Raw genomic sequence first — 18951 nt, 5'->3', positions numbered from 1 at the left:
CTTTCGGTGCAGAACCGGCTAACCCTGGACTCGAGGGGCCCCTTCGGCCCGTGAGCCCACGCGATGCTGTTCACTGATTCGTCGGCGCGATGGACCCCGTTCGCGGTGCTCCTGCTCGCGCTGCTGGCCTGCAGCACGCCCGAGCCCCATGCCGCACGCGACGCAGCACCGGATGTCCCAGAGCCGGCAGCCGTGGTGGTGCCCGCACCCGTGGCCGACAGCGAGGTGCCCAGCCTCCCCGTGGGCGAGGCGCCTCCGCCGCCAGGCACGCACTTCGTCGACGTGGCGCGGGCCACGACCGTGCGGCGCGCTCACTACCCGCCGTTCGTGTACCACCTGCCAACGAGCGAGTGGCCACCCGTCGCCTACCGGCACGGCCTCGGCATGCGGGTGCGCTGGTCGGTGATCCACAGCTGCTTGGATGGCGTCCCGGGTCGTGTTCAGCTGCGCGACGGCGTCGTGTTTTTCCCGTGGGCCGGTGGCATCCCCGCGCACTGCGGAGAATCCCTCTCCGAGTTCGAGACCACGCTGCCGCCGGGCAATGACGCGGTGCACGCGCTGCGCGGCCCGAGTGGACGCGTTCAGCCTCTGCCGGATGTCCTCTCGGCGGACCCCCCGCAGCGCGCCCCACGCCGGACGAACCATGTGTTGGACCCGTGGGACGACTAGGCGCTGCCACCTGCGCCCACCCACCGTGCGTTGCCACCACTCCCTCCGGTACGCTGTGGGAATGACACCCGCCACGCCACTCGGTCTCGTCTGCGTCAGCCTCTTGCTCGCCTCAGTGGCATTCATGGGCTGCGCCCAGTCGCACGACGCGCTCGGTGATGGTGGGCGTCGCGACAGCGCGGGCGGCGGCGCCTGCAGCGTGTCATCGGACTGCACGCTGCTGCCCGAGACCTGCTGCGGCAGCTGTGGGGCCGCGACGGCCACGGACATGGTCGCGGTGGCCGACGACGAGGTGGAGGCCAACCGCACGCGCGCCTGCCGCGACACGGTGGGCTGCCCAACGTGCTTCATCGAGCAGGACCCCTTCCTGTTGGCGGTGTGCAGCGCCGGAGAGTGCGAGGCCCGCAACCTCCGTGCGGACCCGCTCACCTCGTGCACCAACCGCGACGAGTGTCAGCTGGCGCCCCGGGAGTGCTGCGCCTGTGGCGTGCTGGGCCGTGCCGAGGTGGTGGCGTTCAACCCTGCGCGCGGAAGCTATGCCGCCCTGGTGTGTGACCCGGCCGCCGAGTGCCCGCCCTGCGTGCCCATCCTCGATGGGCTGCGCGCGGAGTGCGTCTCGGGGCACTGCAGCGTGATCGAGCTCGCCGTGCCCTGAGCGCAGCCCCGCTACGAGCGGAGCCCTGCCCCCGCGCGGGCCGCGCGCTCGGCCGCGTCACGGCCCGCGTTCCTCCCGCTGAAGACGCAGTCCGCGAGCGACAGTCCGCTCACGTAGGAGCGTGAGGCCACGCCCACGGCGCTGCGCCCTGCGGCGTAGAGGCCGGGGATCTCGCTGCCGTCGGCGCGGAGCGCGCGCCCGCATAGACCGTCCACGCGCAGCCCTCCGAGCGTGAGGCAGGGGCCTGGAAAGAGCGCGCTGTCGAGCGAGCAGTCGATCGCGTCGAAGGGCGGCTGAAGCAGCGGCGCACACGACTCACGGGCCTTCCCGAACGCGTCGGGCTGGCCGCTGGCGAGAGCGGCGTTGTACTCGCGGACGGCTGCCACCAGCGCCCCGGGCGGCATCGCGAGGGCTTGCTCGAGCGCCTCGAGCGTGGGCGCGCGGCGACGGTTCACGTGGCGGTTGGTCAGGTAGCAGTAGTTCCGGAAGAGCAGGTGGTTGGCGTGCCCCGCGGCGAGCTGCCCCAGCGTGAAGTCACGCACGCGCTCCTCCTGCTTCATCTGCTGCTCGGCGCGGCTGCGGATGGCGGCGTCCGTGAGCATGTACGCCACCCCGCCCGGGCGCTCGCTGATGGCCTTGCTCAGCGTGGCGCCGTACAGCGTCTCGTCGCAGAAGCGGCGGCCCGTCTCGTCCACCAGCGCGCCGGTCACCAACGCCTCGGGCGGAGCGATGAAGCGGGACGCCGCGCAGCGCTCGGTCTCGCCGCTCACCGCTCCCACCGCCTCGCCTAGGCGGATGGCCGTGCCATCGTCCCCCGCCGTCCCGAGGGGCATGCACTCGGCATATCGTGGTGCACGCTCGTGGAGCAAGGCCTGGTTGAACACGAACCCGCCACTCGCGAGGATCACCCCACCTCGCACGTCGATCCGGGACACCCGCCCCCAGCGGCGCTCGAAGGCCGCGAGGGCCTCACGCGCGCGCTCGGCTCGCTTGGACCTCGCCGAGCGGAGGGCTTCGAACACCCCCCTCAGTCCCAGGTGCGCCGCACGCAGGGGCTGCGAGGCTGGCAGCGAGAGGAGCTCCACGCCCACCACCGTGCCGTCGCCGGCCACCACCAGCGACTGCGCGCTGGTGTGCCTTTGCACCTCGATCCCGCGCCGCGCGACGGCCTCCGCGAGCGCTGCGAAGAGCACATGCCCGGTCATGCCGTCGCCATCCACCACGTGCCCGCGCGGCGCGGGCTTCGCCGCGTGCGCCCGCTGCTTCTCGTTGCCCGACCAATAGAGCCCATAGCCGTCAGGCGGCTGCGTGGTCTTCGCCGCGAAGAAGGGCAGCGTGAAGCGCGCGCCCTGCGCCTCGAGCCAGGCCGCGTTGTCGAGGCTGCGCGCGCAGAACGCACGCAGCGTCTCTTCGCTCACGGCGTCCTCGGTCTCCTCGCGCAGGTAGCCGTACATGGCCTCCACAGAGTCGTCCCAGCCTGCGCGCCCCTGCGAGGGCGAGCCCCCTCCGATGTAGACCACCCCGCCGCTGCGCGCCGTCGCCCCGCCACCGTCGAAGCGCTCCACGATCACGACCCGGGCGCCCGCATCATGGGCCTCGATGGCGGCGCAGGCCCCGGCTCCCCCGAAGCCCACGACGAGGACGTCGCAGTCGTCTCGCTGGTCTCGCGTGTCGCTCATCGCGGGACGCTACGCGGTCGGCTGCGTGACGTCCATCGGCGCTCGCCGCCCACTGGGATGGCGCCTCGCCTCAGAAGCGCCCGTAGCTGAGCTGGGTCATGCAGATGAGCGTGCTCGCGGTGCACGCATCGCTCGTTGCGGGGATGGCCGGGGCGGGAAGCGAGTAGGGGTCCACCACGTCTTCTTCGTTCATCAGCGGCCCGTAGCGGAAGCGCATCGTCGAGGTGGCCGGGTCGAAGCGGTAGGCGATGGCCTGGTACTGCACCGTGTAGGTGTGCCGCCACTTCACGCGCAGGACGCCGCTGGTGGGGTCGGGCACGGTGGGCGAGAGGATCTCCGCGAAGCCCAGGAAGTGCGACGTGTCGCCCGTCAGTCGGCCGCGGTGCAGCAGGTAGCGCACGTCGGCCTCGTGATAGTTGGCAGGGTCGTAGTAGGCCCCCTCGGTGTGGACGGGGAAGATGGACAGCACCTCGGAGCACTCGGCCGTGTCGTACGGGTTCGCGTCGCAGACACCGCTCTCCGGGCGCTGGAACCACCCGCCCACGCCGGACAGCAGGCCCGTGGACTCCGTGCGCGCGAAGGGCGACGTGGCTTCGAGCACGTGCTCGGCCGTCCACAGCCAGCGCGCCGGCGCCTCGTAGCGAAAGTCGTCCACGGGGCCGGCCTGGGCCTCGAGGATGTCGCCCAGCGCCTCGCGCAGCGCAGGCTCCATGTACGAATACTCGGAGCGCGCGATGCCCGCCGTGCTGTCGCCGCGGTGGTTGGCCGTCCACTCGATCTGCGCCCACGGCACCTCGGGCACGGAGTCGAGCCCCGTGCGGTACGCCGCGTTCTCGGCGATGACGCCAGCCTTGATCTGCGGGCGAGCCAGCGCCATCCCGGCGGGCGCGTCGAAGGTGTGGCCCTCGATGAGGTTGACCCCCACGGGCGGAGCCACGCGCGGGTCGATGCCCCCGGCGGCCACCATGGCGTCGGCCAGCTCCGGCGCGATGGCCCCCACGTGCCCGAGCACGTAGCGGTAGGGACACAGGTCGAGCTCCACCTCCCACGACTGACCGTCGTACGGGTCCGAGCTCTGGACGCCCAGCAGCTCCACGCGCACCAGGCGCACGCTGTCGGCCGGGAAGCGGTACCAGGGGATGCGCGCCTCGAGGTGGCTCGTGGACACACCGCAGCGCGCCCCGGGGTCGCAGCCACCGGGGGTCACGGCGCCATCGTCCCACGACACCTCCACCAGCCCCGGCGACGTCCGCGTGGGCGTCCAGAGCCCATACCAGTCGGCCTTCACGTTCCCCTCCGGGTGCCCGGTGTGCGGCTGCACGTGCGCGCCCCACGGCCCGATCATCACGGCGATGGGCCCGCCATCGGTCGCGACGGAGAGGTGGTCGCTGGCCAGCTCGTAGTCGAACGGGATGGGCAGCGGGCGCACGGCGGCCTCGCATGCGTTGGCGGGGTCCATGGGGCCCGCGTCCGGCTGCGGCGTGTTGGGCGACGCGTCCTGGCAGGCGGTGAGCGCGAGCAGCGAGGCGAGGGTGGCGAGGGTCCGCGGGGCCGTGTGCCGGCGCGCGAGGGTGGAGGCAGTCATCGAGTGGGTCCTTCGCGCGGCGATGGAGGGCGCGCCTCGATGAAGTGACGACCGACGGCGATCGGTTCACGAGATTCGTCAGCGTCGTTCGCGAGTGGGCGGCGGGTAGCGCGCGTAGTCGGGCGTCGCGTCGCACGGCTCGGTCGCGATGTGGTTCTGCAGCCGGTCCAGCAGCCCCTGCGCTCGAAGGGCGCGCTGCCCGGCCAGGTCGAGCTCCTCGATGACGTAGCGGCGGAACGCGAGCGCCTCCGGAGTGAACGGGTTCGCCTCGGCGTATCGGTCGAAGGCGTCTTCGTCCTCGGGCTCGCCCTGCGTGATGCGCGCGTAGACCACCCTCATGCGATGGTACTCGAGCACGTCTCGCGCCCCGTCCATCGCCACCTCCCACTCCCGACGCAGCCCCGCGAAGCCGCACGCCTCGAAGACCACGTTGGCCCATGCGTCGACGGCCTCGAGGTCGGCGCCGTCCGCGTTCGCCTCGCGCTCGGCGCGGAGCAGGGCTTCGAAGGCATCTCCGCCCGCCCCCATGATCTGCAGCGAGGCGTTGGCCACGATGCGCTCCTCCTGTGCCGCTCGGAAGCGCGCTTCGGGTGTGTCGTCGGCTCCGGGCAGCACCAGCGGCCGGCGCCCCAGCCGATACGTCGGGGTGCGCGGGCCCACGCTCGCGTCCACGCGCCCGAGCAGGTGGAGCTCGCTCAGCCACAGCTCCCGGGGGATGGCGCCTTCGGGGCTGTCCACCGCGTCGACCCCGATCATCACGTTCGCGGGTCCGTCGATGCGCAGGTCTGCTCGCTGGAGCGCGGCCGACGCAGCATCGAACTCCGGGCTCGCGAGGATGGGAGCGTTCATGTCGCCCAGGCTGACGAACAGAGACCGCACGCGCGGGTGACGCTGGAAGAGGGCACCCTCCGAGTCGCGGCCGCCGTGCCCAACGATCAGCTCGAGGCCCTCCACGTGAACGCCGGCCGGGATGCTGACCACGAACCACGCGCTGTCGACGTCTCCGGTGCCGAAGCGGTAGGCGGTGTTCGCGTCACCGTCCACGAGGTTGGCGAACTGGCTCGGGTCGGCCCTGTAGGCGCTTGACGCGTGCAGCGTCACCGGCCCGGCGGCGAGCAGGTTGACGACAGCGTCGCTCGCTGGGGCAGCGGGAGGCGCGGCCACCTCCGAGGGCGCCGCCGCCGGGGCAGCAGCTGTGGGTGCCGCTGAGGCGCGCTCGGCGTCCGTGGCGTTGCCTCCGCACGCCACCAGGCAGCTGAGCCACAGGGGCGCGAGCATCACCCGCGGGACGTTCGACGCTGCTGCGCTGGTCATGACCCGAGAGACTACACGGCAGGAATGGACCAGCGCCGCGATCTCATCGCCGCGGCGCCTTGAACCCACCCCGCCCTCAGCAAAAGCTGCCCGCCATGCCGGCCCCCCATGCGCTGAACGACGAGCTCGAGCGGTTGATCCTCGAGGAGCTCCGTGACCGCTGGAAGAGCACCAACTGGTCGCTCTTCGAGGACCGGATGCGCCCGCCCGTGTTCTCGCTCTCGGACCTCACGTCGGTGCTCGCGCGCTTCGTGCCCGAGACGCGGGCCATCGAGGTGTCCCGGCGGCTGGTGGTGGAGCACCCGTGGGCGGAGGTGCTCGAGGTGCTCAAGCACGAGATGGCGCACCAGTTCGTGGCGGAGGTGCTGTGCGTGTCGGAGACCTCGCATGGGCCAGCGTTCCGCGCGGTGTGTGAGGCGCGCGGGATAGACGCCCGAGCGGCGGGCGTGTCCTCGGCGCCCGGAGATGGCGCGACGCCCACGGAGGCAGCCCGGGTGATCGACAAGGTGCGCCGCCTGCTTGCGCTCGCCGGGAGCGACAACCCCCACGAGGCGGATGCCGCCATGCAGCAGGCGCGGCGGCTCATGCTGGAGCACAACATCCGCGAGCGCGACACGCGCGTGGACGACCGGGACTTCACCTTTGCGCACGTGGGTCCGGTCAAGGCGCGGCACGACGAGCACGAGCGGGTGCTCGCTTCCATCCTAACGAAGCACTTCTTCGTGGAGGCCATCTGGACCCACTCCTTTCGCCCGCTCGAGGGGCGGCGCGGAGCGGTGCTCGAGATCTGCGGCACGCGCGCCAACGTTCGCATGGCCGAGTACGTGCACGGCTTCCTCCTGCAGGCGGGCGAGGCCGCGTGGAGGCGCCACCGCGCGGCGCATGCCGTGAAAGGCGATCGCGACCGCCGCACCTTCCTGGTGGGCGTGATGCGCGGCTTCCGAGACAAGCTCGAGCGAGAGCAGCGAGTATCGGCCGAGCAGGGCCTCGTGTGGGTCGGCGACGCGGGCGTCTCGGCGTACTACCACCGACGGCACCCGCGGGTGCGCACCCACCGGCGCTCAGGCCGGGCGCGTAACGCCGCGTTCGCGCACGGGCAGGCAGCCGGGGAGGAGCTGGTGCTGCACCGGCCGGTGGAGGGCGGCCGCGGTGGGGGTGGTGGCGGTGGGTTGCTGCCGCGCTGACCTATGGCGTCTCTCGCAGACGACTTGGTACGTAGACTTCTCGGACACTCAGGAGACACGATGCAGATCAACAAGTACGACAAGCGGTTCCTGATCATGTGGGCCGTGATGCTCACACTGGCTGGGCTCGGCGCGCTCCTGAAGTGGCTCGGCGTCGGCGTCGAGTGAACGGCGGGTAGACTCTGATCGCTCTCCATGGCGAGGCGCACTGGCTCGGGATCCGTCTTGGCCATCGCTCGACCCTCTACCGCAGGCCCGAGGCGGTGGTAGGGTGGTTGGATGTCCACCGATCGAAAGACCCTCATCGCGAGACGGGTTCCGAGAGACGAGGTCATCCTGGGGCGCGCCTATGTGATTCATGCGCGGAACGGCGGTGTTGGGGTCGCCCGGCAGGGCGAAGATGGCGTGCTCAGCTACACGCTTCACCGCGAGAAGTTCGGACACCACTACCTCTTCGACGAGTACGACTGGGAGGACGACGACCGCTACGGCACGGCCATCCCGCTGCGGCTGCTTCCGGATATGCCGCCGGAGGACGAGCAGCTGCTCGACTGGCTGGCGGAGCGAGAGGTCGAGAACGAGGCAGAGATCGCCAACGCGTGGCACGAGGTCTTGGGGCCCCTCGCTGTTGGGCCCCTGCGGTTGCGGTGACGCCCGCGATAAGACCCAGGGATAGCCAGCCTCGACGAGGACGTGCTCGTGGCCCTCAGTGCTCGTGAAGCAGGATTCCCCTTGTTTCATGCGGTTCGCGCACTGGCGCGGTTGGGGCGGGGATTGACGCGTCCGTCGCCGAACGTATACGTTCACATATACGCCCTTCTCGTGGAGAGCCGCGCATGTCCCGAATCACGCTCTATCTGGACCCTGAGACGCACGCGTTGGTGGAGCGAGCCGCGCGGGCCAGTGGCCTGTCCAAGAGCCGCTGGGTGGCGGAGGCCGTCCACAAGTACGCCGCAGACGAGTGGCCTGCCAGTTGTCTGGAACTTGCCGGGCGCTTTGGCGATTTCCCCTTACGTGAGGGCTCCGTGCCGGCTGCGTTGGATCGCGAGTGGGACGACGAGATCGCCCGGCGTGTGAGGAGCATCCAGGATGGCACCGCCGTCCTACACTCTGATCAGCACGTGGAGCAGCGCATTCGCCAGCTTCTTGCACGCTGATGCTCACCGTTCGTTGGCCGGATGAGCGTGGCCGGCAGACGGAGGTTGTGACGCAACGACCCGCTGCCCCGCTACGCCTCAGGCAGCGTGGAGGCAGGATCGACGTACTCGACGGAAATCATGCCTGGGGTGAGGTGATCGAAGTCCTTGTCGGTCGTCAGGAGCGTGGCGCCCGAAGCCTTCGCACACGCGGCGATCCAGAGATCGTTCTTGCCCATGTTCCGCGCACCGTCAGGGTGCTGCTGGGAGTAGACGTCGATCTCGACGTACGCGTCGATGACCTCCGCGACATTGATATCTACCGTCACCAGGGCATTGAGCGCGTTCTGAAGCGCCGCGAGCTTGGCCCCGCCCCACCCATTGCGGCTGGCGAGAACGCGCAGCTCACCGTGCGTGACGACGCTGATCGCTGGACGACGCTTTCCCGCGCTCAGACGGAAGGAGGTGTCGATGTATGTCCCCAACGCGCTGCCGCGCACGAGCGCGAGAACGACGTTGGTGTCGAGCAGGTACAACCCGCTCATCCGATGGCCCGGAGCGCCTCGAGCAGCTCGGAGTCGGAGTCCTCACCGGGCCAGGTCCCGAAGAACGCGGAGACCCCTGATGCGTCGCTTGGCCCAGTCGGTTCCCACACGACCTTCTGCTTCCGCGCGACGGGCGCCTTCTGGAAGACCCGGTCTTCGGGGCGCGCGACGTCGAGAGCTTCGACGTCCAGCAGGAGGAGGCGACCGGAGGGCCGGTAGTGGGCCATACCGGAGACGACGACCTCTTTGCCGAGCACCGACCGAAGCGCTTCCAGGTTGTGCTCCTCCATCCGCCCCGGCACGCGCGTCCCGTCTTTCAGCGTGAGCACCACGTCGGGTCGCGATGCAGACACCGTGTCGAGTGTGCCCGCGACTCGCGCAGCCTGTGGCCTTGGGATCTCGTCGCGCAGGAGCTCGATGTGGGGAGCGTCCCTGGGAGTGATCACGAGAGGCGAGGAACGCCCGCGCAGCCCCTCGAGCCGGAGCCCGTCGAGCCCGCGGCCAGAGACTCGAGCGAACCTGGCGCAGCTCTCGAGCAACGGGCGATCCGCAACGACATCGTCTGCCTCGCCCTCGAGGATGGTGGCCAAGACCCGACCGAAGATGTCGATCGCTGTCTGTTCACCGAAGTGCTCGTCGGCCTCACCAAAGAGCGACTGCTGAGCGCCAACGCCGAAGCGGGCTGGGTCGACCTGTTTGAGAGTGTCTGCCTCCATGGTGATGACGGCTGACCCAGGCGTGAGCGCCGTGACATCGAAGTCGCACGCGGCGTCGAGCCAGGCCGGTCGCGGCCCCTTGCGCACGCTCTCCCCCTCAACCGCGAAGCGCGTTGCGAGCCGCGCGCCTTCGATCAGGGCCCCCACCGCTTCATGCAGGACCGTCGCGGAGATCCGTAGTTCGCCGGGGAGGCCACCCAAGAGTACTAGCTTGTGCTTGTTCATGTCAGCCTCCTTCCGTTGGGTGTCTGGTCGCTTCGGACGTCGTTTGAGAAGGGCGCGGAGCCCCGCTTCGTGGTTGGTCAATATGCCAGGGCAGCGTGTCGGGGTCACGCTGCGCGTTCGCGGTCGCTACACTGAGCTGCATTCTGATGTGTACCGCCCTCTACCTCGCCGCCGCTACGGCTCCGCCGCTCGTCCCATGGGTCGAAGCCAAGCCCGGGCTGCATGTGTACGCCCCCGATGGCGGGCACGAGAGCACACGGACCCAGTTCACCCTTCCGTACGTGGTCCAGCTTGGGGCGTACTCGGGGTGTGCCTGCGGCTTCGGGTACTCGAGTACGCCCGCGCTCTCCAAGCAACATCGCGACGAGGAAGAAGCCTCACATGCGTGCCTCGCAGCCCTAGCGGACTACCTCGATGCGTTGATCGCCGTGGCTGGGCCCGTGCAACTACGCATGAGCTACTACGCGGGCGACAACCGTCCCGCCGAACGCGTTCTGCACCGGACGACCGGCTGGTTCCGCGACCGCGCGGCGTTCGACATGGAAGAGGGCGACCTCGTGCATGTTGGTAAGTGCGTTGGCTGAGGGCACATCTCCAAGCGAATGAGTGGGTGTGCCCGCCAGTCACAGAGGTGTGCCGCGTGGACCTCATCACGCCCACGAAGCGCCCCACGCTGCGCGCCCTCGCGCTTCCCTGGAGGGGCGCCTCGCTCGGCACGCTCTGTGCTCCCCTGAGACACATGCGCCAGACTGAGCCCAACATCATCGTCCTCGCCGGGTTGTTGCTCATCTGGCCAACACTCGTGGGGTGTGCTCCGCAGACGCAGTACCGGCGCACCGCGCTCGTGGCCGCGCCCGTGAGCGAGACCCTCATCCGCCAGCCGCGTGGGACCGTGCAGGTGTTGGGCAGCGTGGAGGGAGGCGTGCAAGACACCGACAACTTCCCGGAGGTCGGTGACCCGTCGGTCCTGAGGCCCACCCTCTGGACGAGCGGTGAGCTGCGCATCCGCGTGGGCGACTACGTCACGCTCGGGATGCAGGCCACCTACGCGAGCTCGCGCGTGAGCGACGGCTCAGCCTACGGAACGCCACCCCTCGACAAGCCGCGGTCCTACGGTGGGTTCGGCCCCAACCTCGCGGTGCACATCCCGCTCTCCGACACCACGCTCCTGGGCTTCGCCGCGGCCGTGACCCTGGGCGTCATGCCGTGGACCGTCTACGAGCGGACGCGCCCGCCCGGCGCCACGGAGCACGGCTTCGACCCGAGCTCGCATCGCATCGTGGAGTCCGGCCACGACGTGGCGCCGCTCATGCGTCTCTCGGTCGGCGCCAACCACCGCTTGGCCCCGTGGGTGGACATCGACTACGGCCTCTCGCTCCAGAACGCCGCCATCAACGTGGGCTTCGACGAGGTCGCCGCGGAGGGCAGCACCCTCACGTTCGCCACCTTCGGCGTGGTGCCCTGGTTCGGGCTCAGCCTGCGCACGCCGCAAGGGCTGCTCTTCCGCGCGAGCTACGCCTACCCCCTCGGCTTCACGGACTACGCCGGCGATCAGGGCGGCACCGGGACGTTCCTGGTGGCCATCGGCGCCGACCTGGACGTCGACTGACCTGGGCCAACCTCGCAGGAGCCACGGCTGGCGGAAGTGCTTCGCTAGCGTCGCACCGCTACTGGGAACGTAGATTTTTGGGTACTCAGCAGCGGCGCTTCTTGTCTACCATGACCTCCCCCCCGAGAGAGCAGACGACCCGAGCCCGCGGAGACACGATGCAGATCAACAATTCCGACAAGAGGATCCTGATCCTGTGGGCCGTGATCCTCACACTGGCAGGGGTCGGCACGCTCATGAAATGGCTCGGCATCGGCGTCGAATGAACGGCGAACTCGTCGCCGCCGAGGAGCGTCTCTAGAGCGCTCGCACCGATCAGCTCGATCCCACCCTCCACTAGCGCGTGGAACGAGGTCCTGGGGCCGCTAGGCCTCAGTGGAGTGAGCGCGGATTCGGAGCACGATCGACCTTCCAGGCTCGACTGTGACGCCGGGCAGTCTCGCGAGCACCGCGCACACGAAGCTCGATCGATGGATGCGCAGCTCCTCGAGCATCTCGCGGTTGCTCAGGCGGCCGCGCGCGCGGAGCGTGTCCCACGCCAGGTTCAGCATCCGAGGCGGGACCAGCTGCGCGCCCGCGCTCCGCTCGCGGCTCCGCGCCGTCTCGACCCAGAGGCCCGAGGCCGTGACGTCGGCGACGACGTTCTCCGCGGCAGACGGACCGAGCGTGTAGACGCGAGGGTTCTCTCTGGCGACGGCGGCGAGCATGGCCAGCAGCTCCGGCTCGATCGGCTCGTCGAGGCCAGGCTCGATGACACCACTCCACGCCGCTGCGCGATCATGGCCCCAGGTGGTCTCGGCCCAGTTCCAGAGGTCGGCGAGTGGCCGGTCGTCGATCGACCCGCGCATGACCGTCGCCACCTCGATGTTCGCGACGAGGCCCGACGTGAGATTCACCGAACCGACCACCGCCTGGATGCTGTTGGCGGTGCGGCCGAGATACACCTTCGGGTGGTACGTGCCACCGACCGGATTGAGGACACGCAGGTCTGCACCGGTCTGTTGGATCGCCGCGAGCGCGGCGGGCGCGGTGGACCCGAACGTGGTGACCATCACGCGTGCGCTGCCGCGGGCGGAGGCCCGCTCGAGCTCCTTCGCGACGAGGTGCACACCGCGGGTCTGAGCGAAGGCCACGCAGAGGAGCGCTTGGTCGCCGTGGTCGAGCACGGACCGGACGGCGGCGAGCATGCCTCCTGCGGGTGCGGTGACGGTCTCGATCTGCACGCAGGGATCCTACGCGAGGACGGCTTCGCCTACGCCTCTCTCCCCCTTGGTTTTCCCGCCTTCCCTCGTGCGGCCCCTGTGCGTCCCGCGCCTCTCTTCGGCGCAGGCTTCTGCAGCTGCTTGGCCACCTTCTCGAACTCGCCATCAATCGCGCGCGGCTGCGCGTCTTGCAACGCGTGGTAGCGCGCATGCTCGCGCTCGGCCTTGGCTTTGGCCGCCGCGGCAGTGACCGTGCCCGCATGTTCCAAGAGCTGCCGCCCGGACACCTTCAGGAACTCATCCAGCTTGGTGATCCAGTCGCGCATAGTCATGGGCTTGCGCTCGAGGGCCTGCAGCTCGGCGTACTCGATGTACAAGCTCACGATGCGGTTCAGCACCTGCAGCTCGGTCTCGCTCAGGTAGTTCTTCGCCACCGACGCATCGGCCTTGTGGATGATGCCGCCGGGCCGCGTGGTCTGCATACCCATTAGCGGCTTGCTGGCGTCCGCACGCTCGACAATCACCTCGGCGGCCGTGTGCCCATGCGTCGCGAAGTGCATCTTGTTCTGCACCGTGGCGAAGAACTGCTGCGACTGCTCCGTGTCGGCTCGGTAGTCCACGCTGGTGGCGTAGATGTCGAGCACCTTCTGGTAGAAGCGCCGCTCCGACGAGCGGATGTCGCGCACCCGCTCGAGCAGCTCGTCGAAGTAGTCCACCTGCCCAGGACCCGGCGGGTTCTTCAGCCGCTCGTCGTCCATGGTGAACCCCTTCACCAGGTACTCACTCAGGCGGGCAGTGGCCCACTGACGAAACTGTGTGCCCCGGTGGCTGCGCACGCGGAACCCCACCGCTAGGACGGCCTCCAGGCTGTAGTGCTCGATCTCTCGCGCCACCTCTCGTGACCCTTCGATTCGAACTATTCGATGGCGTCGAATAGTTGCCTCGGGCGAGAGTTCCCGCTCCTCATAGATGGCCTTCAAGTGGTGGTTGACCGTCCCAACCCCGATCTCGAAGAGGTCGGCCATCAGCTTCTGGGTCAGCCACACGGTCGCGTCTTCGAAGCGGCACTGGATGCGCGTACGCCCGTCCTCGGTCTGGTAGAGGATGAGCTCCGAGGTAGTCGTCGGGTCGTCCGTCATCCCACTCGCTCCTTCACTGGCACGGCACCATGCGGCCAAGCTACCTCAGCGGACCCTCTCCAACCTCAGGTTTCGCCTGTGAACGCAGCCCCAAACCAAAACGGCCGGCTAGCGCAAACTAACCGACCGGAATCACGGGCAAATCTGGGAGCGGGAAATGGGATTCGAACCCACGACTTCAACCTTGGCAAAGGCCGTGCGTTCCCGTCGCAAGCGAACAAACCTCGACCTTTTTCAGGGAGAGCGGGTCCGCGTGGGTACAGACGGGAACGGGCGGGAACCAAGGCTGGAGTCAGCGGGGCAGGGCAGCGATCTCGCGCAGCAAGCTCAGCGTGCGGCTGGCGTCGGTGGCTCCGGCCGGGGTGCCCGGGAAGTGCGCGCGCGCGCTTCGCGTCAGCGGTCCAGTCGGGTGCGTCCAGCGAGCGAGGGTGTCGACGAGGAACGACCTGACAGCGAGGTCGGAGGCGTCCACCTTGGCCACCAGGTCGTTGGCTCCAGCGGCCACGGTGAGGATGTCCTCGATGTCGTGACTGAAGTCGAACTCGCCGTTGCCGCGGCCTAGGAACGCTTGGATCTTGGTCGCCAGAAAGTAGGGCACGCTGACCACTCTCACCGTCAGGTCTGGGGTGAAGCGTGACGGGCTCCGCGTTCGCGAGCGCGCCGGGGTACCACGGGTTGCTGAACCCGAAGCCCGCGTCGACTCGGGACATCACGTCGGCAATGCCCGCGTCCTTGTGGCGCCAGCGACAGCGGGGTGCGTCTTCCGAGTCGTCCTCGCTCCAGCCATGCGCGCGCAGGACGGACGCGACGTCGTTCTCGTAGGCAACCGCGGAGTCGACCGGAGCCACGAGGTCGACGTCCTTCGTGAGCCGCGGCGCTGGCGCATGGATGAGCAGACCGGTGACGGTCCCGCCGACGAAGACCACGTCGTCGATGAGCGGTCCCAACCGCTGCGCCACCGCGATGAGGCGGTCCCTGTTCGGATCGCCCGTCACGCGAAGGCGCCCACCTGGGCGAGGGCGTTGGCGAGGTAGTTGGATGCTGCTTCGCGCTCCCGGGCGCGTTCCACACGCAGCGCGTCGATCGCCGCGAGCACCGAACGGAGGGTTGGATCTACGCGGGCCAGAGCTGGGGCGTTCTCCGCCAGCGGCTCGATGGGGAAGCCTCTGTCGGGGCCGCGCGCTTGCGCCCATACGAACGGCGTCGTGCCGCCGACGAACTCCGCATCGAACGGGGGCGCGTAGGATCCGGTGGCCAGCCCGCGTGCCTGCTTGTCCCCAGCGCCGGCCGGCACGATGTACTTCACGGCGTGCCGCAGGAACTCGAGCGCGCGCGACCCATCGATGCCATCGCCCACAATCAGCCCAGCCGCCCGGAGGCGGTCGAGGCTGCGGGCGACGTTGCTGCGAGGGAGGTCGAGCGCTTCGGCCAGCGGGCGCACCGAGATCTCTGCACCCGAGATGAGCTTTGCGAGAACGAGGATGTCGCTTCCCTTGAGCATAGGATCAGGTGTCCCAACATTCGGGACGGTGCAAGGAGTGCGGATGAACGTGTCGGGCCGGTGCCCCACCCACTGGAGCTGGCGCCTGGTCGCGTGCGTTCTGCACCAGCTGGAAGCCGCGATGGGCGGCCAGCTCGCGCGGCTGTGTTCGGAGCGCGCGCGTGCTTCGGTAGTGCTCGCTCGACGCCTCGTGCTCGCCAGACTCGAAGACGAGCTCATCGTCATCGCTTTGCACCATCCCTCCGTCCACTCCGCGGTTGGCTGAACGCACGAGCGTCGGCCAAGGGGCTCGATGGCGACGCCCACCGGTCGACACAACGATTGACGCATCTCAGACGCCTGGTCCATGCTGGGACGGAGAAGGAGCGCCGAGGGATGGTCTCATATCAACGGCAGGTGGCTGGGTTCTTGTTCGCGGTCGGTCTGTATGGCTGCGATGCTGGTGGGGGCCGCGAACCTTGCCCGGAAGGGATGTGGCTCGGCGAGGCCGAACTGGGAACCGTCTGCGAACCATGGACGACCTGTGAGCCGGGGGAGTACACGAGCGAGGTCGGGACGTCGCTGGAGGATCGACGGTGCGCGGCGTGCTCACCGGGCGAGTACAGTGCGTCGACGAACGCGGTCGCCTGTCTGGTATGGCAGGTGTGTCCAACCGGTCTCATCGAGGGAACGCCCGGCACGACCACGGCGGACCGGAGCTGCGTGTCGTCCGACTGGACGCGGCAGTTCGGGAGCACCGGAAGCGATGGCGCATGGGCGGTTGGCGTCCACGTGGACGGCAGCGTTGTCGTCGCTGGATACACGACAGGCTCAATCGAGGGCGCCGGCGCAGGAGGTTTCGATGGTTTCGTCCGCAAGTACGGCGCCACTGGAGCACTGCTCTGGACAAGACAACTCGGCACCGCCGGGGACGAAGCGGCGACTGCGATTTCCGTCGATAGCGTCGGTGCCGTCGTCGTGGCGGGGTACACGACCGGCGCGGTGGAGGGGGCGAGTGCAGGCGGGCTGGACGCCTACGTTCGCAAGTACGACGCCGACGGCGCGCTCCTGTGGACGCGGCAGTTCGGAACGGTCGCCGCGGAGCTCGCCTACTCCGTCGCCATCGACGGCCAGGACAACATCATCGTGACCGGCTACACCGAGGGAGGGCTCGAAGGCGCCAGCCTCGGCGGCCGTGATGCGTATGTTCGGAAGTACGACTCCGCTGGCGCAGTGCTCTGGACGCGGCAATTTGGCACAGCGCTGATGGACACGGCTCACTCCGTGGCCGTCGACGACGAGGGAGCCGTCATCGTCGTCGGGGACACCTTTGGGCAGCTGGACGGCACGGCCTCAGGCAACCAGGACGCGTACGTCCGGAAGTATGACGCGACAGGTGTCGTTTTGTGGACGCGCCAGTTCGGGACGATGGGCGTCGACGCCGCGAACGGCGTAGGCGTCGACGGGGCCGGCGACGTCATCGTCGCGGGGGAGACCTCGGGTGCGCTGGAAGGGGCGGGCGTCGGACGAAGCGACGCCTACGTGCGTAAGTACGGAACGGCAGGCGATGTGCTCTGGACCCGACAGTTCGGCACCACCGACGACGACTACGGCAGCGCGTGTGCGGTGGATGCAGCGGGCAACGTCGTAGTCGTCGGGGACACGTTTGGAGCGCTCGAGCGGCCGAACATTGGCATCGATGCCACCGACGTCTACGTGCGCATGTACGACAGCAGCGGCGACCTACTCTGGACTCGACAGGGTGGCGGCCAGGCCGACGAAGACGCCACCTCGGTGCGGGCCGTGGGACGAAATGTCTATGTGGTTGGAAGCACAGCCGGCGTCTTCGGAGGCGCCAGCGCCGGTAGCCATGATGCCTACGTCTGGATGATTGAATGGTAGTATCGAGCACGGACCCACACGGACAGGTCGACGGTTGACACCGTCCGCGCCTTCGCTGACCCTGAGCGAATGCAGGGGATTCGCGGGACAAGTTGGGTGGGGCTGTTCGTTCTCTCTGTCTGGGCCACCGGTTGCGGTGGTGACACGCCACCCGCTGGCGACGCGGGGCCCCGCGACGCCACCATCGACGACGTTGGGCCGCAGGATGGCGGTGCCGGGGACGCGAGCGTCGTCGACGGCGGGCCCCTCTGCGGGGCCAACTGTTCGGGTCCGCCCATCCCGCTTGACGAGATCCGCGATGTCGTCGAGCGCGACGTCTGCACGGCGCTGGTCACCTGCGGCATCTCGCGCCACGTTGATGTCGACCACTGCGTGCGCGACCAGGAGCTGCGCTACTCCGCCGACTTCACAGCCGCCGTGGCGAACCAGTGGCTCAGCTACGACGCCGACGCGGCAGGTGCGTGCCACGCCTTCGCGACCGCAAACCCGTGCGCGCTGGTGGACTACTTTCTCTGGCTCCCTGATATCTACGACCTCTTCGAGGTGTGTGCGGCCATCACCGGACAGCCAATCATCGTCGGGGAACAGGCTGTCACTGCGCCATGCTCGAGCGACGTCCACTGCACGTCCGGCGGCTATTGCGAGGATGGCGCAGCGTGCCCTGGGGTGTGCGCGGCGCTCGGCGCGGTTGGCGCTGGGTGCGGCTGGGAGGGGGAATGCCAAGCCGGCCTCGTGTGCATGGATGACCTCTGCGCGACCCCCGTCGCTGCCGGCCAACCGTGCTCGTCGGTCTTCGACTGCGCGGGAGAACTCACGTGCACGGGCTCCCCTCGGGTTTGCACGCCGCGCGCCATCGAGGGAGCGTCGTGCTTGGCCGCGGACTGCGACTACGACCTGATCTGTGACGACGGCATTGGCGGGCCGGGTGTGTGCATCCAAGAGCGCACGGCGGGCGAGTCCTGCACGGGCGCTGACTGCGCGTGGCCGCTCCACTGCTACCGGACCGTCGGAACGACAGTGGGCACTTGTATCCCGGAGCGGGAGCTGGGCATGTCCTGCGCATCCGACGGTCGCTTGTGTGCCGGCGACCTCCGCTGCGTGAACGAGGTGTGCACCGCACCCGGCACACAGGGGGACTCTTGCTTCGCAGGCTTCGGCGGCGACGACTGCGCGGACGGCTTTCGCTGCATCTCGAACGTCTGCTACGTGGGACGAGCCTACGGCGAGGCCTGCAACGACGGTGTCGGCGCGTGCCTCGAGGGTCTCTGTCGCAACGACGTGTGCGTGCCACGCTTCGAAGTCGGCGAGACCTGTTCCAGTAACGACGACTGCACCACGCGCGAGTGCGCGATGAGCGTGTGTGTCGACCCCCTCGCCTGTCAATGACCAGCCGGAGCGCGCACCTGCTGCTGCAGCGCGGAGGTGCCCATCGACACGCCCTCGTCGCGTGCACTGAACGAAGCGACGAATTCCCCATCAATCAGCGCAGAGGGTCCAGTGGCGGGCCCAGGGTCAGCGACGCCGCCGACGGATTTGCCACAAGGCTTGTGGCGAATGTCCCTGGTCGTTCCCTCCGACGTCCGGCATCCGAGTCAACGCAGCGCCAGCCGACGCGCTGGAACGAGTGGCTCTCTCTCCCGCCGCCGGGTGCCGCTAAAGCCCGAGGCAACGCAGGAGGCCTTCGGTGCAACCCACTGGGAGTCAACGACAAGGTTGAAGGTCGAAGCACCAGGTACATGAAATTCATTGAGAAACGCGCGCAGAGAATCGGCGCAGGAGTCAACGGAGGAGTCATCCAGGAGTCATCCGCCCCCAAAACGAAAACGGCCGGCTAGCGCAAACTAACCGACCGGAATCACAAGCAAATCTGGGAGCGGGAAATGGGATTCGAACCCACGACTTCAACCTTGG

At 68.9% G+C, this 18951-nt stretch carries 19 protein-coding genes; 10 read left to right on the top strand and 9 right to left on the bottom strand.

Features of this window, described 5'->3' with window-relative positions; genetic code table 11:
• Positions 1-63 precede the first annotated feature (63 nt).
• Both IPI43_05905 and IPI43_05900 read left to right on the top strand, forming a co-directional pair.
• A complete protein-coding gene (locus tag IPI43_05905) occupies positions 64-669 on the top strand; it encodes a hypothetical protein (GenBank protein MBK7773658.1) in 606 nt (201 codons plus the stop codon).
• A gap of 61 nt (positions 670-730) precedes the next feature.
• Positions 731-1324 (top strand): hypothetical protein, encoded by a 594-nt coding sequence (locus IPI43_05900; protein MBK7773657.1) that lies wholly within the window; start codon positions 731-733, stop codon positions 1322-1324.
• 11 nt (positions 1325-1335) lie between these two features.
• Here IPI43_05900 and IPI43_05895 read toward each other — a convergent pair whose 3' ends face one another.
• The 3 genes from IPI43_05895 to IPI43_05885 form a co-directional block, all read right to left on the bottom strand.
• A complete protein-coding gene (locus tag IPI43_05895) occupies positions 1336-3003 on the bottom strand; it encodes an FAD-binding protein (GenBank protein ID MBK7773656.1) in 1668 nt (555 codons plus the stop codon).
• A 70-nt stretch (positions 3004-3073) separates the two neighbouring features.
• Positions 3074-4588 carry a hypothetical protein gene (locus IPI43_05890; GenBank protein MBK7773655.1) on the bottom strand — a complete coding sequence of 505 codons (1515 nt, stop codon included), beginning with the start codon at positions 4586-4588 and terminating at the stop codon, positions 3074-3076.
• A gap of 78 nt (positions 4589-4666) precedes the next feature.
• Complete coding sequence (locus IPI43_05885) at positions 4667-5902, bottom strand: hypothetical protein (protein ID MBK7773654.1); 1236 nt, start codon at positions 5900-5902, stop codon at positions 4667-4669.
• A gap of 95 nt (positions 5903-5997) precedes the next feature.
• Between IPI43_05885 and IPI43_05880 the strand changes: the two genes are divergently transcribed.
• From IPI43_05880 to IPI43_05870, 3 genes are all read left to right on the top strand, one after another.
• Complete coding sequence (locus tag IPI43_05880) at positions 5998-7086, top strand: DUF2786 domain-containing protein (protein ID MBK7773653.1); 1089 nt, start codon at positions 5998-6000, stop codon at positions 7084-7086.
• Positions 7087-7365: 279 nt separating this feature from the next.
• Positions 7366-7737 (top strand): hypothetical protein, encoded by a 372-nt coding sequence (locus tag IPI43_05875; GenBank protein MBK7773652.1) that lies wholly within the window; start codon positions 7366-7368, stop codon positions 7735-7737.
• A gap of 185 nt (positions 7738-7922) precedes the next feature.
• On the top strand, positions 7923-8243 hold the full coding sequence (locus IPI43_05870; protein MBK7773651.1) for a ribbon-helix-helix protein, CopG family: 321 nt from the start codon (positions 7923-7925) through the stop codon (positions 8241-8243).
• A gap of 71 nt (positions 8244-8314) precedes the next feature.
• Here IPI43_05870 and IPI43_05865 read toward each other — a convergent pair whose 3' ends face one another.
• Together IPI43_05865 and IPI43_05860 are read right to left on the bottom strand one after the other, a co-directional pair.
• A complete protein-coding gene (locus tag IPI43_05865) occupies positions 8315-8758 on the bottom strand; it encodes a PIN domain-containing protein (GenBank protein MBK7773650.1) in 444 nt (147 codons plus the stop codon).
• 5 nt (positions 8759-8763) lie between these two features.
• Positions 8764-9708: a hypothetical protein gene (locus IPI43_05860; GenBank protein MBK7773649.1), complete on the bottom strand. Its 945-nt coding sequence runs from the start codon at positions 9706-9708 to the stop codon at positions 8764-8766.
• 146 nt (positions 9709-9854) lie between these two features.
• Here IPI43_05860 and IPI43_05855 point away from each other — a divergent pair, with 146 nt between their 5' ends.
• Positions 9855-10292, top strand: coding sequence for a hypothetical protein (locus tag IPI43_05855; protein ID MBK7773648.1), 438 nt, complete (start codon positions 9855-9857; stop codon positions 10290-10292).
• Positions 10293-10447: 155 nt separating this feature from the next.
• A complete protein-coding gene (locus IPI43_05850) occupies positions 10448-11317 on the top strand; it encodes a hypothetical protein (GenBank protein MBK7773647.1) in 870 nt (289 codons plus the stop codon).
• Between the two features lie 365 nt (positions 11318-11682).
• Here the strand turns inward: IPI43_05850 and IPI43_05845 are convergent, their stop codons facing one another.
• The 4 genes from IPI43_05845 to IPI43_05830 form a co-directional block, all read right to left on the bottom strand.
• Positions 11683-12369 (bottom strand): phospholipase D family protein, encoded by a 687-nt coding sequence (locus IPI43_05845; protein ID MBK7773646.1) that lies wholly within the window; start codon positions 12367-12369, stop codon positions 11683-11685.
• A 200-nt stretch (positions 12370-12569) separates the two neighbouring features.
• The gene (locus IPI43_05840; GenBank protein MBK7773645.1) at positions 12570-13658 is read right to left on the bottom strand and encodes a virulence RhuM family protein; all 1089 of its coding nucleotides are present in this window, start codon (positions 13656-13658) and stop codon (positions 12570-12572) included.
• Positions 13659-13950: 292 nt separating this feature from the next.
• A complete protein-coding gene (locus IPI43_05835; GenBank protein MBK7773644.1) occupies positions 13951-14256 on the bottom strand; it encodes a hypothetical protein in 306 nt (101 codons plus the stop codon).
• Positions 14257-14649: 393 nt separating this feature from the next.
• Positions 14650-15159 (bottom strand): MarR family transcriptional regulator, encoded by a 510-nt coding sequence (locus tag IPI43_05830; GenBank protein MBK7773643.1) that lies wholly within the window; start codon positions 15157-15159, stop codon positions 14650-14652.
• Positions 15160-15202: 43 nt separating this feature from the next.
• On the opposite strand from IPI43_05830, the gene IPI43_05825 reads away from it, so the two are divergent.
• The 3 genes from IPI43_05825 (at position 15203) to IPI43_05815 (ending at position 18426) form a co-directional block, all read left to right on the top strand.
• Positions 15203-15424 carry a hypothetical protein gene (locus tag IPI43_05825; GenBank protein ID MBK7773642.1) on the top strand — a complete coding sequence of 74 codons (222 nt, stop codon included), beginning with the start codon at positions 15203-15205 and terminating at the stop codon, positions 15422-15424.
• A gap of 110 nt (positions 15425-15534) precedes the next feature.
• On the top strand, positions 15535-17040 hold the full coding sequence (locus tag IPI43_05820) for a hypothetical protein (protein ID MBK7773641.1): 1506 nt from the start codon (positions 15535-15537) through the stop codon (positions 17038-17040).
• A 69-nt stretch (positions 17041-17109) separates the two neighbouring features.
• Positions 17110-18426: a hypothetical protein gene (locus tag IPI43_05815; protein ID MBK7773640.1), complete on the top strand. Its 1317-nt coding sequence runs from the start codon at positions 17110-17112 to the stop codon at positions 18424-18426.
• The last annotated feature ends 525 nt before the right edge of the window (positions 18427-18951 follow it).

The sequence above is a fragment of the Sandaracinaceae bacterium genome, from assembly GCA_016706685.1.
GTDB lineage: Bacteria > Myxococcota_A > Polyangia > Polyangiales > Houyiibacteriaceae > JADJJE01.
This window is presented reverse-complemented; position numbering and strand designations above follow the sequence as displayed.

Bases quoted from the DNA above. Each gene is read 5' to 3' on its own strand.
- IPI43_05845 (MBK7773646.1), bottom strand. From the start codon at position 12,369: ATGGTCACCACGTTCGGGTCCACCGCGCCCGCCGCGCTCGCGGCGATC.
- IPI43_05870 (MBK7773651.1), top strand. From the start codon at position 7,923: ATGTCCCGAATCACGCTCTATCTGGACCCTGAGACGCACGCGTTGGTG.
- IPI43_05840 (MBK7773645.1), bottom strand. From the start codon at position 13,658: ATGACGGACGACCCGACGACTACCTCGGAGCTCATCCTCTACCAGACC.
- IPI43_05830 (MBK7773643.1), bottom strand. From the start codon at position 15,159: ATGCTCAAGGGAAGCGACATCCTCGTTCTCGCAAAGCTCATCTCGGGT.
- IPI43_05875 (MBK7773652.1), top strand. From the start codon at position 7,366: ATGTCCACCGATCGAAAGACCCTCATCGCGAGACGGGTTCCGAGAGAC.
- IPI43_05855 (MBK7773648.1), top strand. From the start codon at position 9,855: ATGTGTACCGCCCTCTACCTCGCCGCCGCTACGGCTCCGCCGCTCGTC.
- IPI43_05815 (MBK7773640.1), top strand. From the start codon at position 17,110: ATGCAGGGGATTCGCGGGACAAGTTGGGTGGGGCTGTTCGTTCTCTCT.
- IPI43_05860 (MBK7773649.1), bottom strand. From the start codon at position 9,708: ATGAACAAGCACAAGCTAGTACTCTTGGGTGGCCTCCCCGGCGAACTA.
- IPI43_05900 (MBK7773657.1), top strand. From the start codon at position 731: ATGACACCCGCCACGCCACTCGGTCTCGTCTGCGTCAGCCTCTTGCTC.
- IPI43_05895 (MBK7773656.1), bottom strand. From the start codon at position 3,003: ATGAGCGACACGCGAGACCAGCGAGACGACTGCGACGTCCTCGTCGTG.
- IPI43_05850 (MBK7773647.1), top strand. From the start codon at position 10,448: ATGCGCCAGACTGAGCCCAACATCATCGTCCTCGCCGGGTTGTTGCTC.
- IPI43_05905 (MBK7773658.1), top strand. From the start codon at position 64: ATGCTGTTCACTGATTCGTCGGCGCGATGGACCCCGTTCGCGGTGCTC.
- IPI43_05820 (MBK7773641.1), top strand. From the start codon at position 15,535: ATGGTCTCATATCAACGGCAGGTGGCTGGGTTCTTGTTCGCGGTCGGT.
- IPI43_05890 (MBK7773655.1), bottom strand. From the start codon at position 4,588: ATGACTGCCTCCACCCTCGCGCGCCGGCACACGGCCCCGCGGACCCTC.
- IPI43_05825 (MBK7773642.1), top strand. From the start codon at position 15,203: ATGAACGTGTCGGGCCGGTGCCCCACCCACTGGAGCTGGCGCCTGGTC.
- IPI43_05885 (MBK7773654.1), bottom strand. From the start codon at position 5,902: ATGACCAGCGCAGCAGCGTCGAACGTCCCGCGGGTGATGCTCGCGCCC.
- IPI43_05880 (MBK7773653.1), top strand. From the start codon at position 5,998: ATGCCGGCCCCCCATGCGCTGAACGACGAGCTCGAGCGGTTGATCCTC.